At 66.8% G+C, this 15,803-nt stretch carries 15 protein-coding genes and 1 tRNA gene; 5 read left to right on the top strand and 11 right to left on the bottom strand.

The annotated features are described in order from the left end of the window. Positions 1 to 49: 49 nt before the first annotated feature. The gene (locus TS85_RS13430) at positions 50 to 373 is read right to left on the bottom strand and encodes a hypothetical protein (protein ID WP_227698484.1); all 324 of its coding nucleotides are present in this window, start codon (positions 371 to 373) and stop codon (positions 50 to 52) included. A 130-nt stretch (positions 374 to 503) separates the two neighbouring features. Between TS85_RS13430 and TS85_RS13425 the strand changes: the two genes are divergently transcribed. Then, positions 504 to 2,012 carry a YifB family Mg chelatase-like AAA ATPase gene (locus TS85_RS13425; RefSeq protein ID WP_044332820.1) on the top strand — a complete coding sequence of 503 codons (1,509 nt, stop codon included), beginning with the start codon at positions 504 to 506 and terminating at the stop codon, positions 2,010 to 2,012. Positions 2,013 to 2,091: 79 nt separating this feature from the next. Beyond that, positions 2,092 to 2,176, top strand: a tRNA-Leu gene (locus tag TS85_RS13420). Between the two features lie 182 nt (positions 2,177 to 2,358). Here TS85_RS13420 and TS85_RS24745 read toward each other — a convergent pair. From TS85_RS24745 to TS85_RS13390, 7 genes are all read right to left on the bottom strand, one after another. After that, a complete protein-coding gene (locus TS85_RS24745; RefSeq protein WP_162184722.1) occupies positions 2,359 to 2,565 on the bottom strand; it encodes a zinc ribbon domain-containing protein in 207 nt (68 codons plus the stop codon). Positions 2,566 to 2,825: 260 nt separating this feature from the next. Beyond that, positions 2,826 to 3,101 carry a formate dehydrogenase subunit delta gene (locus TS85_RS13415; protein ID WP_320407122.1) on the bottom strand — a complete coding sequence of 92 codons (276 nt, stop codon included), beginning with the start codon at positions 3,099 to 3,101 and terminating at the stop codon, positions 2,826 to 2,828. After that, a complete protein-coding gene (gene fdhF / locus TS85_RS13410; protein ID WP_044332818.1) occupies positions 3,098 to 5,947 on the bottom strand; it encodes a formate dehydrogenase subunit alpha in 2,850 nt (949 codons plus the stop codon). The genes TS85_RS13415 and fdhF overlap by 4 nt, the downstream gene beginning before the upstream one ends. A gap of 60 nt (positions 5,948 to 6,007) precedes the next feature. Beyond that, positions 6,008 to 7,477, bottom strand: a complete 1,470-nt coding sequence (locus TS85_RS13405) for an NADH-ubiquinone oxidoreductase-F iron-sulfur binding region domain-containing protein (protein ID WP_044332816.1) — start codon at positions 7,475 to 7,477, stop codon at positions 6,008 to 6,010. A 1-nt stretch (position 7,478) separates the two neighbouring features. Then, positions 7,479 to 7,904, bottom strand: a complete 426-nt coding sequence (locus TS85_RS13400; protein WP_044332814.1) for an NAD(P)H-dependent oxidoreductase subunit E — start codon at positions 7,902 to 7,904, stop codon at positions 7,479 to 7,481. A 68-nt stretch (positions 7,905 to 7,972) separates the two neighbouring features. After that, complete coding sequence (locus TS85_RS13395) at positions 7,973 to 8,863, bottom strand: LysR family transcriptional regulator (RefSeq protein WP_044336265.1); 891 nt, start codon at positions 8,861 to 8,863, stop codon at positions 7,973 to 7,975. Positions 8,864 to 8,916: 53 nt separating this feature from the next. Further along, entirely contained in the window at positions 8,917 to 10,284 is a 1,368-nt protein-coding gene (locus TS85_RS13390) for an MFS transporter (RefSeq protein WP_044332812.1), read from the bottom strand. A 245-nt stretch (positions 10,285 to 10,529) separates the two neighbouring features. Here TS85_RS13390 and TS85_RS13385 point away from each other — a divergent pair, with 245 nt between their 5' ends. Genes TS85_RS13385 through TS85_RS13375 form a run of 3 tightly spaced genes read left to right on the top strand, consistent with a single transcriptional unit; the run spans position 10,530 to position 13,564 of the window. Beyond that, positions 10,530 to 11,573: a zinc-dependent alcohol dehydrogenase gene (locus TS85_RS13385; protein ID WP_227698483.1), complete on the top strand. Its 1,044-nt coding sequence runs from the start codon at positions 10,530 to 10,532 to the stop codon at positions 11,571 to 11,573. A gap of 21 nt (positions 11,574 to 11,594) precedes the next feature. After that, positions 11,595 to 12,230, top strand: a complete 636-nt coding sequence (locus TS85_RS13380; RefSeq protein WP_052507923.1) for a GntR family transcriptional regulator — start codon at positions 11,595 to 11,597, stop codon at positions 12,228 to 12,230. After that, a complete protein-coding gene (locus TS85_RS13375; RefSeq protein WP_320407121.1) occupies positions 12,230 to 13,564 on the top strand; it encodes a sugar porter family MFS transporter in 1,335 nt (444 codons plus the stop codon). Before TS85_RS13380 ends, TS85_RS13375 begins: the two co-directional genes overlap by 1 nt. A 7-nt stretch (positions 13,565 to 13,571) precedes the next feature. On the opposite strand, the gene TS85_RS13370 is transcribed toward TS85_RS13375, so the two are convergent. The 3 genes from TS85_RS13370 to TS85_RS13360 are packed head-to-tail and all read right to left on the bottom strand — an operon-like array spanning position 13,572 to position 15,801. Next, entirely contained in the window at positions 13,572 to 14,228 is a 657-nt protein-coding gene (locus TS85_RS13370; RefSeq protein ID WP_044332805.1) for a 4-carboxy-4-hydroxy-2-oxoadipate aldolase/oxaloacetate decarboxylase, read from the bottom strand. Beyond that, positions 14,225 to 15,481, bottom strand: a complete 1,257-nt coding sequence (locus tag TS85_RS13365; RefSeq protein WP_044332803.1) for an NAD(P)/FAD-dependent oxidoreductase — start codon at positions 15,479 to 15,481, stop codon at positions 14,225 to 14,227. Before TS85_RS13365 ends, TS85_RS13370 begins: the two co-directional genes overlap by 4 nt. A gap of 2 nt (positions 15,482 to 15,483) precedes the next feature. Continuing rightward, positions 15,484 to 15,801 carry a 2Fe-2S iron-sulfur cluster-binding protein gene (locus TS85_RS13360; RefSeq protein ID WP_044332802.1) on the bottom strand — a complete coding sequence of 106 codons (318 nt, stop codon included), beginning with the start codon at positions 15,799 to 15,801 and terminating at the stop codon, positions 15,484 to 15,486. Positions 15,802 to 15,803 lie beyond the last annotated feature (2 nt).

Raw genomic sequence — 15,803 nt, 5'->3', positions numbered from 1 at the left:
ACTGGGGCGGCCGCGTGTCGGGTGCCCATACGGGCGGCATGCGCCAAAGTCAACGCGGGTCCGCCGGGAAACCCAGCGCCACCGCCTCTGCCCGTGCGATTTCCGCATCCTGCGCGCGTTGTCTGCGGCGACGGAAGCTGCGGCGGCGCAGCGCCCTGTCGGCGTAATGGCCGGAACGCGGCCAGCGGCGCTTCAGTTGCGCGAATCGTTTCCGCGCCCAGGGCGAATTCTGAAGCATCAGGACCAGCCCCGCCGCGAACACGAAGATGCCGCCGGGACCGGGGATGATCCCGACCAGCGGAGTCGCCGCCACGAGCAGCACGCCGGTCGCGAAGAAGAGGGTCCGGAGCAGCGGGGTTCGGGCGGTCGTCATCTTGCAAAGCTGGGTGGCGTGTGTTGCTCATACAAGACGCCTCCCGGCGAGCCGCACCATTTCGGCGGCGAACCGTTCCACAATGGAGAATTGCCGCTATGCTCGCGAACGGGGCAGGGGGAGAGCCGGTTTGGTCGCGAGCGTATCGACGGTTGCCTATCTGGGGCTCGAGGCGCGCGCCGTCGAAGTGCAGTGCAATCTCGTCGCCGGACTGCCCAAGTTCGTGGTCGTCGGGCTGCCCGACAAGGCCGTCGGCGAGAGCCGCGAGCGGGTGCGCGCCGCGATGGCGGCGATCGGCCTCGCGCTGCCGCCCAAGCATATCATCCTGAACCTGTCGCCCGCCGATTTGCCCAAGGAAGGGTCGCATTTCGACCTGCCGATCGCGCTCGCGCTGCTGGGCGCGATGGGGGTGGTCGATGCCGAGACGCTGGCGGGCTATGTCGTCGTCGGCGAACTCGCGCTGGACGGGCGGATCGCGCCGTCGCCCGGCGTTCTGCTGGCCGCGCTGCACGCGTCGGAGATCGGCAAGGGGCTCGTCTGTCCCGCGGCGCAGGGGGCGGAGGCGGCATGGGCGGGGCAAGTCGAAGTGATCGCCGCGCCCGACCTGATCGCGCTGCTCAACCACTTCAAGGGCCGCCAGCTCCTGTCGGCGCCGGTGGGGGGCGAGGCCGACCCGGTCGGCCGGGGCGCCGACCTGGCGCAGGTGAAAGGGCAGGAGACCGCCAAGCGCGCGCTGGAGATCGCGGCGGCGGGCGGGCACAATATGCTGATGGTCGGGCCGCCGGGCGCGGGAAAATCGCTGCTCGCCTCGTGCCTGCCCGGCATCTTGCCCCCGCTCGACGCCGCCGAGGCGCTGGAGGTGTCGATGGTCGCATCGGTCGCGGGGACGCTGGCGGGCGGGCGGCTGACGCGCACCCGCCCGTTTCGCAGCCCGCACCATTCGGCGTCGATGGCGGCGCTGACCGGCGGCGGGCTCAAGGTGAAGCCGGGCGAAGTGAGCCTCGCGCATCTGGGGGTGCTGTTCCTCGACGAGCTTCCCGAATTCCAGCGCGCGGTGCTCGATTCGCTGCGCCAGCCGCTGGAGGCGGGGGTGGTGAGCGTCGCGCGGGCAAACGCGCATGTGACCTTTCCGGCCAGGGTTCAGCTCATTGCTGCGATGAATCCGTGCCGTTGCGGCCATCTGGGCGACCCCGCGCTCGCCTGCGCCCGCGCGCCGCGCTGTGCGGCCGACTATCAGGCCAAGGTGTCGGGGCCGCTGCTCGATCGCATCGATCTGCACATCGAAGTCCAGCCGGTCACCGCCGCCGACCTGGTGATGCCGCCGCCCGCCGAGGGGTCGGCGGAGGTCGCGGCGCGGGTCGCGGCGGCGCGGAGCGTGCAGGCGGCGCGCTATGCCGGTGCGGCGGCGCGGATGAATGCCGAGGCGGAGGGACTTTTGCTGGCCGAGCATTGCACCCCCGACGAGGCCGGGCGCACGCTGCTGGCGCAGGCGGCGGAGGCGATGCGGCTGTCGGCGCGCGGCTATACCCGCGTGCTGCGCGTGGCGCGGACGATCGCCGACCTTGCCGGGACGGAGGGCGTGGGCCGCATCCATGTCGCCGAGGCGCTGAGCTATCGCCGGCAGGCGCCGCGGAGCTGATGGCGCGGGCGCCCGGACGATTTTCCTGCGCGCCCCCGCTTGCAGCCGGCCCGCCCTTGGTCTAGCCACGCCCTCCGCTGCCCCTGTGGCGAAATTGGTAGACGCGACCGACTCAAAATCGGTTGCCGCAAGGCATGCTGGTTCGAGTCCGGCCAGGGGCACCACTCCCGATCAATGGAGGGCACCATTGGTGTCCGGGCATCGGGATCCCCATTGGCAGCGATAGCCAGTGGATTGATAGGCCCCGTAATGGTGATCAAGGCGGGCGCTACCACCACCTTGGCGATGAACCGACGAGCGTAGCGCTGCCGAACTGTGGGGTCGTTGGATCGCAGCTTGCCAAGGATTACCTCCGTTCTGGGCGGAGCAGCCGGTCGGCCAGGGCGTCCATGACAATCGTTTCGAGTCTCTCGTCGCGAATGCTGGTCGCTTGGCATGCAGTCTCGTCCCGGCGCAGACGGCGAGAGCATCGGTAACGGCCACCTTTGCCGGTAGCGATGGTGAGCGCATGACCGCATTCGGGGTGACCACATTTGGCGATGCCTGCGAGCACCGTCGGGCTTGAGACGATTCGTGCCGGAGTGACATGCGGCGCGCTACGAGCGATGCCGGCCTGAACTTCGAGCTACTCGGCTTCGGGAATTATGACCGGAACGTCTATCGTCCGCCACTCCGCTTCCGGTCGTCTGACCGCCTGCGATCCCATCCGCTTGCGGGCAGGCACGGGAGCCGTGTTTTGAACTTCAATGAGTGGCCTATCGGCTGTTGCCTATGGACGTGTGTCGGATAAATGCGCCGTCCAGTGACTGCCGTTCAGCCGGCGTCGGAGCCGCCGACTTCATCGACTCCGACGAATTCGGTAGCGCGGGTCTGATGCGGTACGGCGCCGCCCTCGCGCAACCGGTCGACCGCAGCGGCGGCGACGGGTAGCAGGCCCGACGGATCGGCGAGGATGGCGGCCTTCATCCGTCGATCCCAGAAGCTGATGATATGATCGGCAGTTGCCGCCACGGCATCCATCTCGTCCATCGAGGCGAAATTCCGCGCGATCTGGTTCGCCATGTGGGCGAGGTGGGCATGCTGGCTCATTCGGCGGGCTCCACGGGCGATGCGATGCGGCGCGAACGCGCGCTGAGCGCCTGATAGTCCTCCTGCCAGTCGCTCGGGCCGTTGGATGGGGCCACTTGGACCGCGGTCACTTTATATTCGGGGCAGTTGGTGGCCCAGTCCGAATAGTCGGTGGTGATGACGTTGGCCTGCGTCGCCGGGTGGTGAAAGGTCGTATAGACCACGCCCGGGGCGACGCGATCGGTGATCTTGACGCGCAGCGTCGTCTCGCCGGCGCGCGAGGCCAGCCTCGCCCAGTCGCCGTCCTTCATCCCGCGATCCTCGGCATCGACGGGGTGCATCTCGAGCAGATCCTCCGGATGCCAGGCGACATTCTCGGTGCGCCGCGTCTGTGCGCCGACATTATACTGGCTGAGGATGCGTCCGGTGGTCAGCAGCAGCGGGAAGCGCGGGCCGGTCTTCTCGTCGGTCGGGATATAGTCGGTCACCACGAACTTGCCCTTGCCGCGGACGAAGCCGTCGATGTGCATCACCGGCGTGCCGTCGGGCGTTTCCGCGGTGGCCGGCCATTGCATCGAGCCGAGCGCATCGAGCCGCGCGAAGCTGACGCCCGCGAACGAAGGCGTCAGGCGGGCAATCTCGTCCATGATCTCGGACGGGTGCGCATAGTCCCAGCCGAGATCGAGCGCATTGGCGAGCCCCATCGTGACTTCCCAATCGGCGAGGCCGTTGAGCGGGCGCATCACCTTGCGCACCGGCTGGATGCGGCGCTCGGCATTGGTGAAGGTCCCGTCCTTTTCGAGGAAGGTCGAGCCGGGCAGGAAGATGTGCGCGTAGTTCGCGGTCTCGTTGAGGAAGAGATCGTGGACGATCACGCATTCCATCGCGGCGAGGCCGGCCGAGACATGTTTGGTGTTGGGATCGGACTGGAGGATGTCCTCGCCCTGGATGTAGAGCGCCTTGAACGTACCCTCGACCGCGGCGTCGAGCATGTTGGGGATGCGCAGACCCGGTTCGGGATCGAGCGTCACGCCCCAATCCGCCTCGAACAGGCTGCGCGTCTCGCCGTCCGAGATGTGGCGATAGCCCGAAAGCTCGTGCGGGAAGCTGCCCATGTCGCAGGCGCCCTGAACGTTGTTCTGTCCGCGCAACGGGTTCACGCCGACGCCGGGGCGGCCGATATTGCCCGTCGCCATCGCCAGATTGGCGATCGCCATCACGGTCGAGCTGCCCTGGCTATGTTCGGTGACGCCGAGGCCGTAATAGATCGCGCCATTGCCGCCGGTCGCGTAGAGCCGCGCCGCCGCGCGCAGTTCCTGCGGGTCGACCGTCGTCACGGGCTGGAGCGCCTCGGGCGAGTTGCGCGGGTTTGCGACGAATTCGGCCCAATGCTGATATTCGTCCCAGTCGCAGCGTTCGCGGATGAAAGCTTCGTTGGCCAGTTGCTCGGTCACGATCACATGCGCCATCGCAGTGAGCACCGCGACGTTGGTGCCGGGGCGCAGCGGCAAGTGATGTTCGGCCTCGATATGCGGCGTGCGGACCATGTCGATGCGGCGCGGATCGACGACGATCAGCCTGGCGCCCTGGCGCAGCCGCTGCTTCATGCGGCTGGCGAAGACGGGATGGCCGTCGGTAGGATTGGCGCCGATGATCAGGATCACGTCGGACGCCATCACGCTATCGAAATCCTGCGTGCCCGCGGACGTGCCGAACGTGGTCTTCAGGCCATAGCCGGTCGGCGAGTGGCAGACGCGCGCGCAGGTATCGACATTGTTGTTGCCGAAGCCCGCGCGGACCAGTTTCTGGACGAGGAAGGTCTCTTCGTTGGTGCAGCGGCTGGAGGTGATCCCGCCGACCGAATCGCGGCCATATTGCGCCTGGATGCGGCGGATCTCGCTTGCGGCATAGGCGAACGCCTCACCCCAGCTTACCTCGCGCCAGGGTTGGTCGATGCGTTCGCGGATCATCGGATTGCGCACGCGTTCCTGGTGGTTGGCATAGCCCCAGGCAAAGCGGCCCTTGACGCAGCTATGGCCGCGATTGGCCTTGCCTTCCTTCCACGGCACCATCCGGACGAGCTGCTCGCCGCGCATCTCGGCGCGGAAGGTGCAGCCGACGCCGCAATAGGCGCAGGTGGTGACGACCGAGCGATCGGGCGTACCGACGCGGACGACCTCGCGCTCTTGCAGCGTCGCGGTGGGGCAGGCGGCAACACACGCGCCGCAGGATACGCATTCGGAAGAGAGAAAATCGTCGCTCGGCAGGCTCGCCGAGACTTTCGACGCGAAGCCGCTGCCGTCGATGGTGAGCGCGAAGGTGCCCTGGACTTCGTCGCAGGCGCGCACGCAACGCGAGCAGACGATGCATTTGGAAGGATCGAAGTCGAAATAGGGGTTCGACAGGTCCTTGGCCTGGCCGAGATGGTTCTCGCCCTCATAGCCGTAGCGCACGTCGCGCAAGCCCACTGCGCCGGCCTGGTCCTGCAGCTCGCAATCGCCATTGGCGGCGCAGGTCAGGCAATCGAGCGGGTGATCGGAGATATAGAGTTCCATCACGCCCTTGCGCAGCTTGTGCAGCGTCGGCGTCTGGGTGTGGACGACCATGCCGGGCGTGACGGGGGTCGTGCAGCTGGCGGGCGTGCCGCGACGGCCGTCGATCTCGACGAGGCAAAGGCGGCACGACCCGAACTGCTTGAGGGTGTCGGTGGCGCACAATTTGGGGATCGACGTCCCCATTTCGGCGGCGGCGCGCAGGATCGTCGTGCCCGCCGGCACGCTGATTTCGCGCCCGTCGATGGTCAGCGTGACGTCGGTCGATTCATATGATCTCGGCGTACCGAAATCGGGCTGGGGTTCATATCCCATGATGCTGCTCCAAGACTGGCCCGTCGCGATCGGTATCGCGGCTGAAGGGCGGCCGCCGGATCATTCCGCCGCCTGCCGCTCGGGCCCGAAATCTTCGGGGAAATGGGTGATCGCGCTCATCACCGGATAGGGCGTGAACCCGCCGAGCGCGCAGAGCGAGCCGAATTTCATCGTCTCGCAAAGGTCCGAGACGAGGGCCAGATTGGAAGCCACCGAATCGCCCGAGATGAGCTTGTCGATCGTCTCCTTGCCGCGCACCGCGCCGATCCGGCAGGGCGTGCATTTGCCGCAGCTTTCGATGGCGCAGAATTCGAACGCGAAGCGCGCCTGCGCCGCCATGTCGACGCTGTCGTCGAACACGGTGATGCCGCCATGGCCGATCAGACCGTCGACCGCAGTGAATGCCTCATAGTCGAATGGGGTGTCGAACAATGCGGGCGGGAAATAGGCGCCGAGCGGCCCGCCGACCTGCACCGCGCGCACCGGACGCCCGCTCGCCGTGCCGCCGCCGATGTCGTTGACCAACTGGCCCAGCGTCACGCCGAACGCGGTCTCGTATAATCCGCCGTAGCGGATGTTCCCGGCAAGCTGGATCGGCATCGTGCCGCGCGAGCGGCCCATGCCATACTCCGCATAGGCCTGCGCGCCTTCGGCAAGCACAAAGGGCACGGCGGCAAGGGTCAGCACGTTGTTGACCACGGTGGGGCAGCCGAACAGCCCCTCGATCGCCGGTAGCGGCGGCTTGGCGCGGACTTCGCCGCGCTTGCCCTCCAGGCTGTTGAGCAGCGAGGTTTCCTCGCCGCAGACATAGGCGCCGGCGCCGACGCGGATCTCGATCTCGAACGGTGCGATCAACGGCGCCGCGAGCAGCGCTGCCGCACGCATCTTGGCGATGGCATGCGGATATTCGGAACGGATATAGACGAAGCCCTTGCCCGCGCCGACGGCCAGGCCGGCGATCGCCATGCCTTCGATCAGGCAGAAGGGGTCGCCCTCCATCAACATGCGATCGGCGAAGGTGCCGCTATCGCCCTCGTCGGCGTTGCAGACGATGTATTTGCGATGTCCCCGCGCGAGGCGGACCGTGTCCCATTTGATGCCGGCCGGGAACCCCGCGCCGCCGCGACCGCGCAGGCCCGATGCCTTGAGCATGTCGACGATCGCCTCGCCGCCGATCTCGCGGGCGGTATGCAGGCCAAGCCAGCCGCCGGTATCGGCATAATCTTCGAGGCTGAGCGGGCGCGTTCTGCCGGCGCGCGCGAAGGTCAGGCGGGTCTGGCTGGCGAGGAAGGGATGGTCCGCGATCGCACCGATGCGGAGATGGTCCGCAGTCCCGGCCATAATGGCGTCGACGTCGCCGGGGCCGACCGGACCATAGCCAATGCCATCCAGTTCGACCAACGGCTCGAGCCAGTGCATCCCCCAGCTCGACGTGCGGACGACCGCATGGCCCAGTTCGGTGAAGCGCTGCGCCACGCGGTCCGCGCCGCAAGCAATGGCGAGCGCGTCGTCGGAGATCCGCACCTGCATCTCAGAGCACCGCCATCAGCGCGGCAATTCGCTCGGAATCGAGCCGGGCGTGGACGTCGCCGCCAATCATCGCGGCGGGCCCTGCCGAACAGAGCCCGAGACAATAGACGGCCTCGATGCGGATGCGTTCGCCGGCAAGCGTTGCCGCCGCGGCGGCAAGCGGTTCGCTGCCGCGCGCCTGGCACGATTCGGCGCGGCAAAGCCGGATCACGGGGCGCGGATCGGGGGTTCGGCGAAAATCGTGATAGAAGCTGACCACGCCGGAAACTTCCGCACGGCTGAGGTTGAGCGCGGCCGCGATCTGCGCAATCGACGCTTCCGAAACCCAGCCGAAGCGGGCCTGGACGTCGTGCAATATCGGCAAGAGCGGTCCTTCGCAGTCCGCATGTGCACCCACAATTTCCGCGATGTCGCTGCCCGTCTCCACAATGCGACTGTGCGCGGATCGACGTGAAATTCAAATCAGTAGCGCTGATCAGTGATAGAAGCGCTCTATCAGGGAAGGTTGCTCTGCAGCGCACGGGCGGCGGCAAGCGCGGCCCGTGCGAAGGGCGATACGGGGCCGCGATCGGTGACGATCAGCGCAACGCCGTTGGACTGTGGCAAGTCGCTGATCTCGATAAGCCGAACCTTGAGATCCGGCCCGACAAACCCGGCATGGCTGGTGGTCATGACGCTGGACAGGCCGCCCGAGGCAACCATGGACAGCAGCGCGAGATAGGAATCGCTGGTGGCGACGGGGGCGGCGGCAAGCTCTGCCCGCGCCAGATGACCGTCGAGGATCCGGCGGTTCTGCATGCCGTGATGGAGAAGGCAGAGCGGCTCCGAGACGACCTCGGCCAGCGTCACGCTTTGGCGCGCACCGAATCGCCCTTCGACATGCGTGGCGAAGCGATAGCATTCTTCGAACAGCGCCACGGACTGGATGCCGGCGCGGGATTCGGTTTCGAGATAGGTCAGGCCGGCATCGAGCTCGAAATTGCCGATCCCCTCCACGATCGCCGCAGAGGTGAGCTGGCGCACCGCGACGCGGAGCTCGGGGTGGCTCGCGTGGAGCGCGCCGATCAGCCCCCCGATCTGGGGCATCGCGGCGGGAATCACGCCAAGGCGAAGCTCGCCGCGCAAGGAGCCGCCGGCATCGATCGAGTGGCGCAGTTCGTCATGGCCGGCGATCAGCGCGCGCACATGGGGAAGGATGGCATAGCCTTCCGGAGTGAGGTCGATGAAGCGGCGGTCGCGCAGTGCAAGTCGCTTCCCGAGCAGACTCTCCAACGCCACGATGCCCGCCGATAAGGTGGGCTGGGTTACATTGCAGCGCTTGGCGGCACGTGCGAAATGCCGCTCCTCAGCGAGCGCTATGAAATATTCCAGGAATCGGAACTGCATCGCCAACACTTACCCCGGTGCCGTGCCGCTGTCGCGCGCAACCAGGCGCAGGCTCAGGCATCCCGCGCGATCTGGCGCTTGATCAACGCCACCATGACGAGCGAAATGGCCAGCGACCCGGCGATGAGCTGGAAATAGCCCGATGCGCCGCCCGCCGACAGGGCGAATACGCCGGCAAAGGAACTGGCGATGGCGCCGATCCGGCCCGCCGCGGCGGCGGCGCCGACCCCGGTGCTGCGGGCATGATCGGGATAGATGAAAGCGGAGAAGGTATAGAGGCCGTTGAGCAGGCCCGACGCGAAGATGCCGATCACGAACAGCAACGCGAGAACCACGCTGAGGTCCGCGCGCGCGCCGCTCGCCACGCTGCCGGTATAGGTGCCGAGCGCGAGCGAGGCGGCGACACCGCCGCCCGCCAGGATCAGAACGACCAGCCGCGAGCCATAGCGGGCAATCAGCCAGCCGCAGCCGATCCCGCCGAGGATCCCGCCGAGCGACAGGAAGGTCATCCCCAGCCCGGTAAGCGATAGCGCGAAGCCCAGGCTGGCGAGCATCGCCGGCACCCAGCTGAACATCGCATAATTGGCCAGCAGGCAGAAGAAGAAGGCGATCCACAAGAAGACCGTGCTCGACGCGACAGCGGGCGCGAACAGAGTCGACAGCGGCATTCGCTTCGGACCGGCCGGCGGGCCGACGGCAACCAGCGGAGCATCGCCAATCTCGACTCCGCAGCGCAGCGCGGCGGCGCGGATGCGCGCGCGCCCGGCGCCGGAAACCACCAGAAAAATCGGCGATTCCGGAAGCAGCACGAGCAGCAACAATGATACCGCGACTCCGATCCCGCCGAGCGCCAGGAATATCCCCTCCCAGCCATAGGGTTCGACGACGAGGTTACCGATCAGGCCCGAGACCATCGCTCCGGCGGCGATGAACGCCATGCCGATCGACAGCGCGAAGGCGCGTTTGCGGGCCGGGGTGAACTCGACGATCATCGCCGCGCCGTTGGGAATCATCGCGCCGATGCCGATGCCGTCGATGAAGCGCAGGACGAGCAATTCGGTGGGGTTGGTCACCCATGCCTGCGCCATGGTGGCCAGGCCGAAAAAGGCCGTGCTCGCGATCATCGTCCAGCGGCGGCCGAAGCGATCGCCCAGCACGCCGCCGACGAGTGCGCCGATCGTCAGCCCGACCAGTCCAACCGCTGCAATCGGGGCGAAGGCCCCGCGTCCCAATCCCCAGTCGCGCATCAGCGCGGGGATTGCGAGCCCGAGCGATTGATTGGCCACCCCGTCGGTTACATAGGCCAGCGCGATCAGCGCGAGCACCAGCTTTTGATACGGCGTCCAGGCGCCCCGATCGATCATCTCCTTCACGTCGATTCCCGGGGCATCGGTCGTGGCGGCGCGCAAAATATCGGTCATATCGTATGCCTATATTGTATACCAATTTAGTCAATCGCGCTGAGGAGGCGAGGCGTCACTGCAACCCGCGGCGCTAAAAACCCCGCCCCCGGAAAATGATTATCTCTTTTTGCCTAACAATAATGGCTGTGATACGCCATGGTGAAAGGGACGCCGAAGGGCATTCGGGGAGGAACGGGTAAATGACGGCGGTTCGCGCAGCGGTGAAAACCGGCATCGAAAAAACCGAGATCCGGGAGTTTCCGATGCCCCGCCTCGGTGACGATGACGGCATCCTGCGGATCGAATCGTCGGGCGTCGGCGGCAGCGACCCCGAAATGTATCGCCGCGAGAACACTGCACCTTGCGTGATGGGGCATGAGAATGTCGGCACAATCGAAGCGCTCGGCGCCGGCGCCGCGAAGCGTTGGGGGCTCAGGCCGGGCGACCGCATCGCGTTGCACGAATATCTGCCGTGCTGGCATTGCGACTGGTGCCGACAGGGCGACTACCGGCTATGCATGGAGGCCGATTTCTTCAATGTGAAGGACCGCTTCAACACGTTGCGCTACGGCACCTGCAACGCCGAGATCGCGCCGCATTTGTGGGGCGGGTTCGCCGAACATATGTATCTCGCTCCCAACGCGGTGATCCACAAAATCCCGGCGGCGATGGACGCGCGCCAGGCGACCATGGCGGTGCCGCTGGGCAACGGCGTGCAATGGGCGGTGCTCGATGGCGGCGCGGGGCTGGGCAAGACCGTGCTCGTGTTCGGACCCGGGCAACAGGGGCTGAGCTGCGCGCTGGCTGCAAAAGCCGCTGGCGCGCGCACGGTGATCCTCGTCGGGCTGACCCGCGACCGAGCCCGACTCGATCTGTCGCTCGCTCTCGGCGCGGACATTGCAGTCGACGCGCTGCAGGAAGACCTGACGGCAATCGTCATGGCCGCGACCGGGGGCATGGGCGTCGATGTCGTTGTCGATACGACGGGCGACCCTGACGGCAGCATCGCCGAACTGGCAATTTCGCTGTCGGCCAAGGGTGCCTGGCTGAGCCTGAACGGCCTGGGCGCGTCGGTCCCGATCAACGAGATCAAGAAGCGCTATCTGACGGTACGGGCGCCGCGCGGACACAGTTATCGCGCGGTGCAGACCGCGCTCGACATCATCGCGGCCGGGACATGGCCGATTGACAAGCTTTGCAGCCACGATTTTGGTCTGGACCGGGTTCATGACGCGATCCTGGCCACGGCAGGGCGTGGTATCGAGGGTGCGATCCACGTAACGGTCAGTCCGGGCAGGGCAGGATGACTCTAACGGGAGATTGCGAGTTTGCCTAACGACGACGCCAACGACAGTGCGCTGCCGAACCAGGTGGCGGACAATTTGCGCGCGATGATCGTGCGCGGCAGCCTGCTCCCGGGAGAACATCTGGGCCAGACCCAGCTCGCGGAGCGGTTCGGTCGCAGCAAGGTGCCCATTCGCGAGGCGCTCAAGCTGCTCGCCACCGAGGGCTTTCTGCGCCACGACCGGAATCGCGGCTATTTCGTCTCCCCGCTCGAGATCGAGGAAGCGCGCCAGCTCTACAAGCTGCGAAGCTGGCTCGAATCCGAATTGCTGCAGACCGCCGAATGGCCCGACGACACCCAGCTTGCGGCGTTCCGCGCGCAATTCGATGCCGTGGACGCGATCGATCAGGGCAAGGAATTCCAGCGCTGGGCATCCTCGCTGGAACAATTGCGCTACGCCTTGTTCGATCTCTCGCCCGAGAAGCTGTTGCTGCGAGAAGCCATGCGCCTTTGGCGGCTTACCGATCGCTATCGCGCGCTGATGCCGAGGACCATGGCCGAAAGCCCCGAGCGAAAATTGATCGATGCGCTGGCGGCGCGGGACCGCAAGGCGCTGCTCTCCGGCTATCTCGCCGGGCGCGCGGAAATCGAATCGGCGCTCGAAAAGGTCTTCGAATAATGCCCGCGTCGAGGGGTGCCATGCCCAATCGATCCATCCGGCTTTGGGCCTTTATCGCGGCGATGGCAGGGCTCTTGTTCGGGTTCGACACCGCGGTCATCTCAGGCGCCGAACAGGCAATCCAGCGCGTGTGGCGCATGGGCGATGCGCTCCACGGCCTCGCCATATCCTCGGCGCTGTGGGGGACGGTGATCGGGGCGCTGTTCGGCAATATCCCGAGCGACCGCTTCGGGCGCAAGCCGACGCTCATTGCGATCGGTGCGCTCTATGTTGTCTCGGCGATCGGATCGGCGGTTGCCTGGGACCCCTGGTCGTTCATCTTCTTCCGCTTCCTCGGCGGGCTCGGCGTCGGCGCCTCGACGATCGCGGCACCCGCCTATATCGCCGAGATCGCGCCGCCGGCGTGGCGCGGGCGGCTTGGCGTGCTGTTCCAGACGATGATCGTGACCGGAATCCTGGTCGCCTACATCTCCAATATGCTGATCGCGGGCAGCGGGCCCGACGATTGGCGCTTCATGCTGGGCACCGTGGCGGTCCCGTCGATCGTGTTCCTCCTTGCGATGTTCCTCGTCCCCGAAAGCCCGCGCTGGCTGCTGCTGCACCGCGGCGACGAGGCGCAGGCGGCCCGTATCCTCGCGCTTGCGGGCGCCAGCATCGACGAGGTGAAGGCGACGATCGACCCCGCAGCGGACAAGGGCATGCCGCTTGGCCGATTCTTCGACGGCAGGTTGCGGCGCCCGATCCGGCTCGCGGTGCTGCTGGCGTTTTTCAACCAGTTGTCGGGGATCAACGCGATCATCTATTTCGCACCGCGGATCTTCGACCTCACCGGCGGCGGGGCGAATACCTCGCTGATGGCGACGGTTGGGGTCGGCGTGGTCAATTTGATCTTCACGCTGATCGGCATGTCGCTGATCGACCATGCCGGACGACGCCGGCTGATGCTGATCGGCTCGATCGGCTATATCGTCTCGCTGACGATGGTCGCCTATGGCTTTGCGGCGCAGCGTTATGCGCTGGTCCCCTATTGCATCTTCGCCTTCATCGCCGCGCATGCGATCGGCCAGGGCGCGGTGATCTGGGTCTATATCTCGGAGATATTCCCCACTGCCGCGCGCGCGACGGGGCAGGCGCTGGGGACCGGCACGCATTGGGTGCTCGCGGCGATCCTGACCCTCGTCATGCCGTCGCTGCTCACCAGCGTCGCGCCCGCCTATATCTTCGGCTTCTTCGCTGCCTTCATGGTGCTCCAGCTGCTCTTCACGATCTTCCTGATGGTGGAGACGCGCGGACGATCGCTGGAGGATGTCGCGACGGGACTGGTTCGGGATTGAGCCCGGCTCAGCCCAGCGAATAGATATCGAGCGTGGTCTCGCCTTGTTCCAGGCGCCGGCAGATCTCGATCTCGTCGCGGTCGCGCTGATGGCTCGCGGCAACAACCTCGCCGACGCGCTCGCGGGGGACGATGACGACGCCATCGGCATCGCCGATGACGAGATCGCCGGGGCGGACGGTCAGGTCCTCGAACGCCACCGGCGCATTGATCCAGCCGGTCGCCTCGCGGTCCTTGCCCGTGCCGCGGATGCAAAGCCCGCGCGCGAAGATCGGAAACCCGACGTCGCCGAGCAGATCGAGATCGCGCACGCACCCATCAAGGACGAGTCCGCCCAGCCCGCGCGCCTTTGCCGCAGTCGACATGACTTCGCCCCAATAGCCATGATCGAACTTGCCCGAACAATGCGCGACGATGACGTCTCCCGGCTGGGCGGCATAGATCGCATAATGGAGCCACAGATTGTCGCCGGGCGGGCCTTGCACGGTCAGCGCGGGTCCGCACACGCGGAAGTGCGCATGCACCGGCTTGATCGCATAGGGCATGACGCCGATCTTGCCGCCGGCCTCGTGCACGGTGGCCGTGGGAAGGCCCTGCGCCCGCGCCACGATCTCGGGCGCAACGCGCTCGCTATTGTCGAGGATGCCGGATTTCGGATCGGTCATGCCGGTAACTCCATCTGCAGGAGCGCCTTCAGCGGACGCGCGGTGTCGGCAAGCAGCGCCGGATCGACCACGCTGCCGGCCTCGACCATCTTGCGGCCCTGAACGTAATCCTTGACCGCATTGACGCAGTCGAGCGCGATCACCCGCCCCTCGCGAAGATAGACGACCGAAAAGCTGCGCGTCGCGGGATCGCCGCGCAGCACGGTGGCGTCATAGTCCAGGCTCAGGCCTGCGGTCTGCAGCTTGAGGTCGTATTGGTTCGACCAGAACCAGGGCAGGGCATGATAGCGCAGCGGATCGCCGCAGATCGATGCCGCGGCGATCGATGCCATGTCGTTGGCGTTCTGGACGCTCTCCAGCCGGATGACCGCGCCGCCGGCAAAGGCGTTGGCATGCGCGGCGCAATCGCCGATCGCATGGATGTCGGGCAGCGACGTGCGGCAGAAGGCGTCGACGTCGACGCCATTGGTGCCCGCGGCGCCCGCTGCGGTCAGTGGCGCGACCGCCGGGACAATGCCGATCCCGACGACGACCATGTCGGCCGGCAGGACCGTTCCGTCGGACAGCCGGACGCCGTTCGCCCTGACGCCGTCGCCGGTGATGCAATCGACCGCGCAGCCGGTGCGCACGGTCACGCCATGCGCGCGATGTTCGGCTTCGTAAAAGGCGGAAAGCGCCTTGCCCGCCACCCGCGCGAGCACCCGATCGAGCGCTTCGATCAGCGTGACGGTACAGCCGAGCTTGGTCAGCACCGCCGCCGCCTCGAGCCCGACATAACCGCCGCCGATCACGACGACCGTCTTGGCGCCGGCATCCAACTCGGCCATCATCCGGTCGACATCGGCTTTGTCGCGGACGCTGTGGACTCCGGCGAGGTCGCCCCCGGCGCACGTCAGCCGCCGCGGATCGCCCCCAGCCGCCCAGATCAGCTTGCCGTAGGAAAGGCTGTCGCCCCCCGCCAGCGTCACCCGGTGCCCCGCCGGATCGACTGCGGTTACGGTGGCATCGAGCCGCAGCGCGATGCGCTTGTCGGTCCAGAAGGCAGCAGGTCGGATCTGGATGCGCTCGAACGCCTTTTCGCGCGCGAGATAGTCCTTGGACAGGGGAGGGCGTTCATAGGGCGGAACGCTGTCGCGCCCGAGCATCAGGATCGCGCCTTCGAACCCGTGCTGGCGTAGCGCGATCGCCGCCTGCGCGCCGCCATGGCCGGTGCCGACGATGATTACGTCATGATCTGCTGCGTGCTCCGCCATGCTCAGTCCTCGGGCGCGATCGTCGCGGCGAGGCCGTCGAGCGCGTCGGACAGCGGGATCTGGCACGAGAGGCGCGATGTCGGTCCGCGATGGTCCGAGCTGTCGAGCAGATCGTCCTCGTCCTCGCTGATCGGCGGAAGCCGGTCGGCGAATTCGGGATCGATGAAGACATGGCACGTCGCGCACGAGCAGGAGCCGCCGCACAGCGCCATCAGTTCGTCGATGCCCGCGTCGCGGATCGCTTCCATCAGCGAATAGCCGGGCGTCATCGCGACCGGACGTTCCACGCCGTCGCGGGTGGTGATGCGGATCTCGGCCATCG

The organism is Sphingomonas hengshuiensis (assembly GCF_000935025.1).
Classification (GTDB): Bacteria; Pseudomonadota; Alphaproteobacteria; order Sphingomonadales; family Sphingomonadaceae; genus Sphingomonas; species Sphingomonas hengshuiensis.
This window is presented reverse-complemented; position numbering and strand designations above follow the sequence as displayed.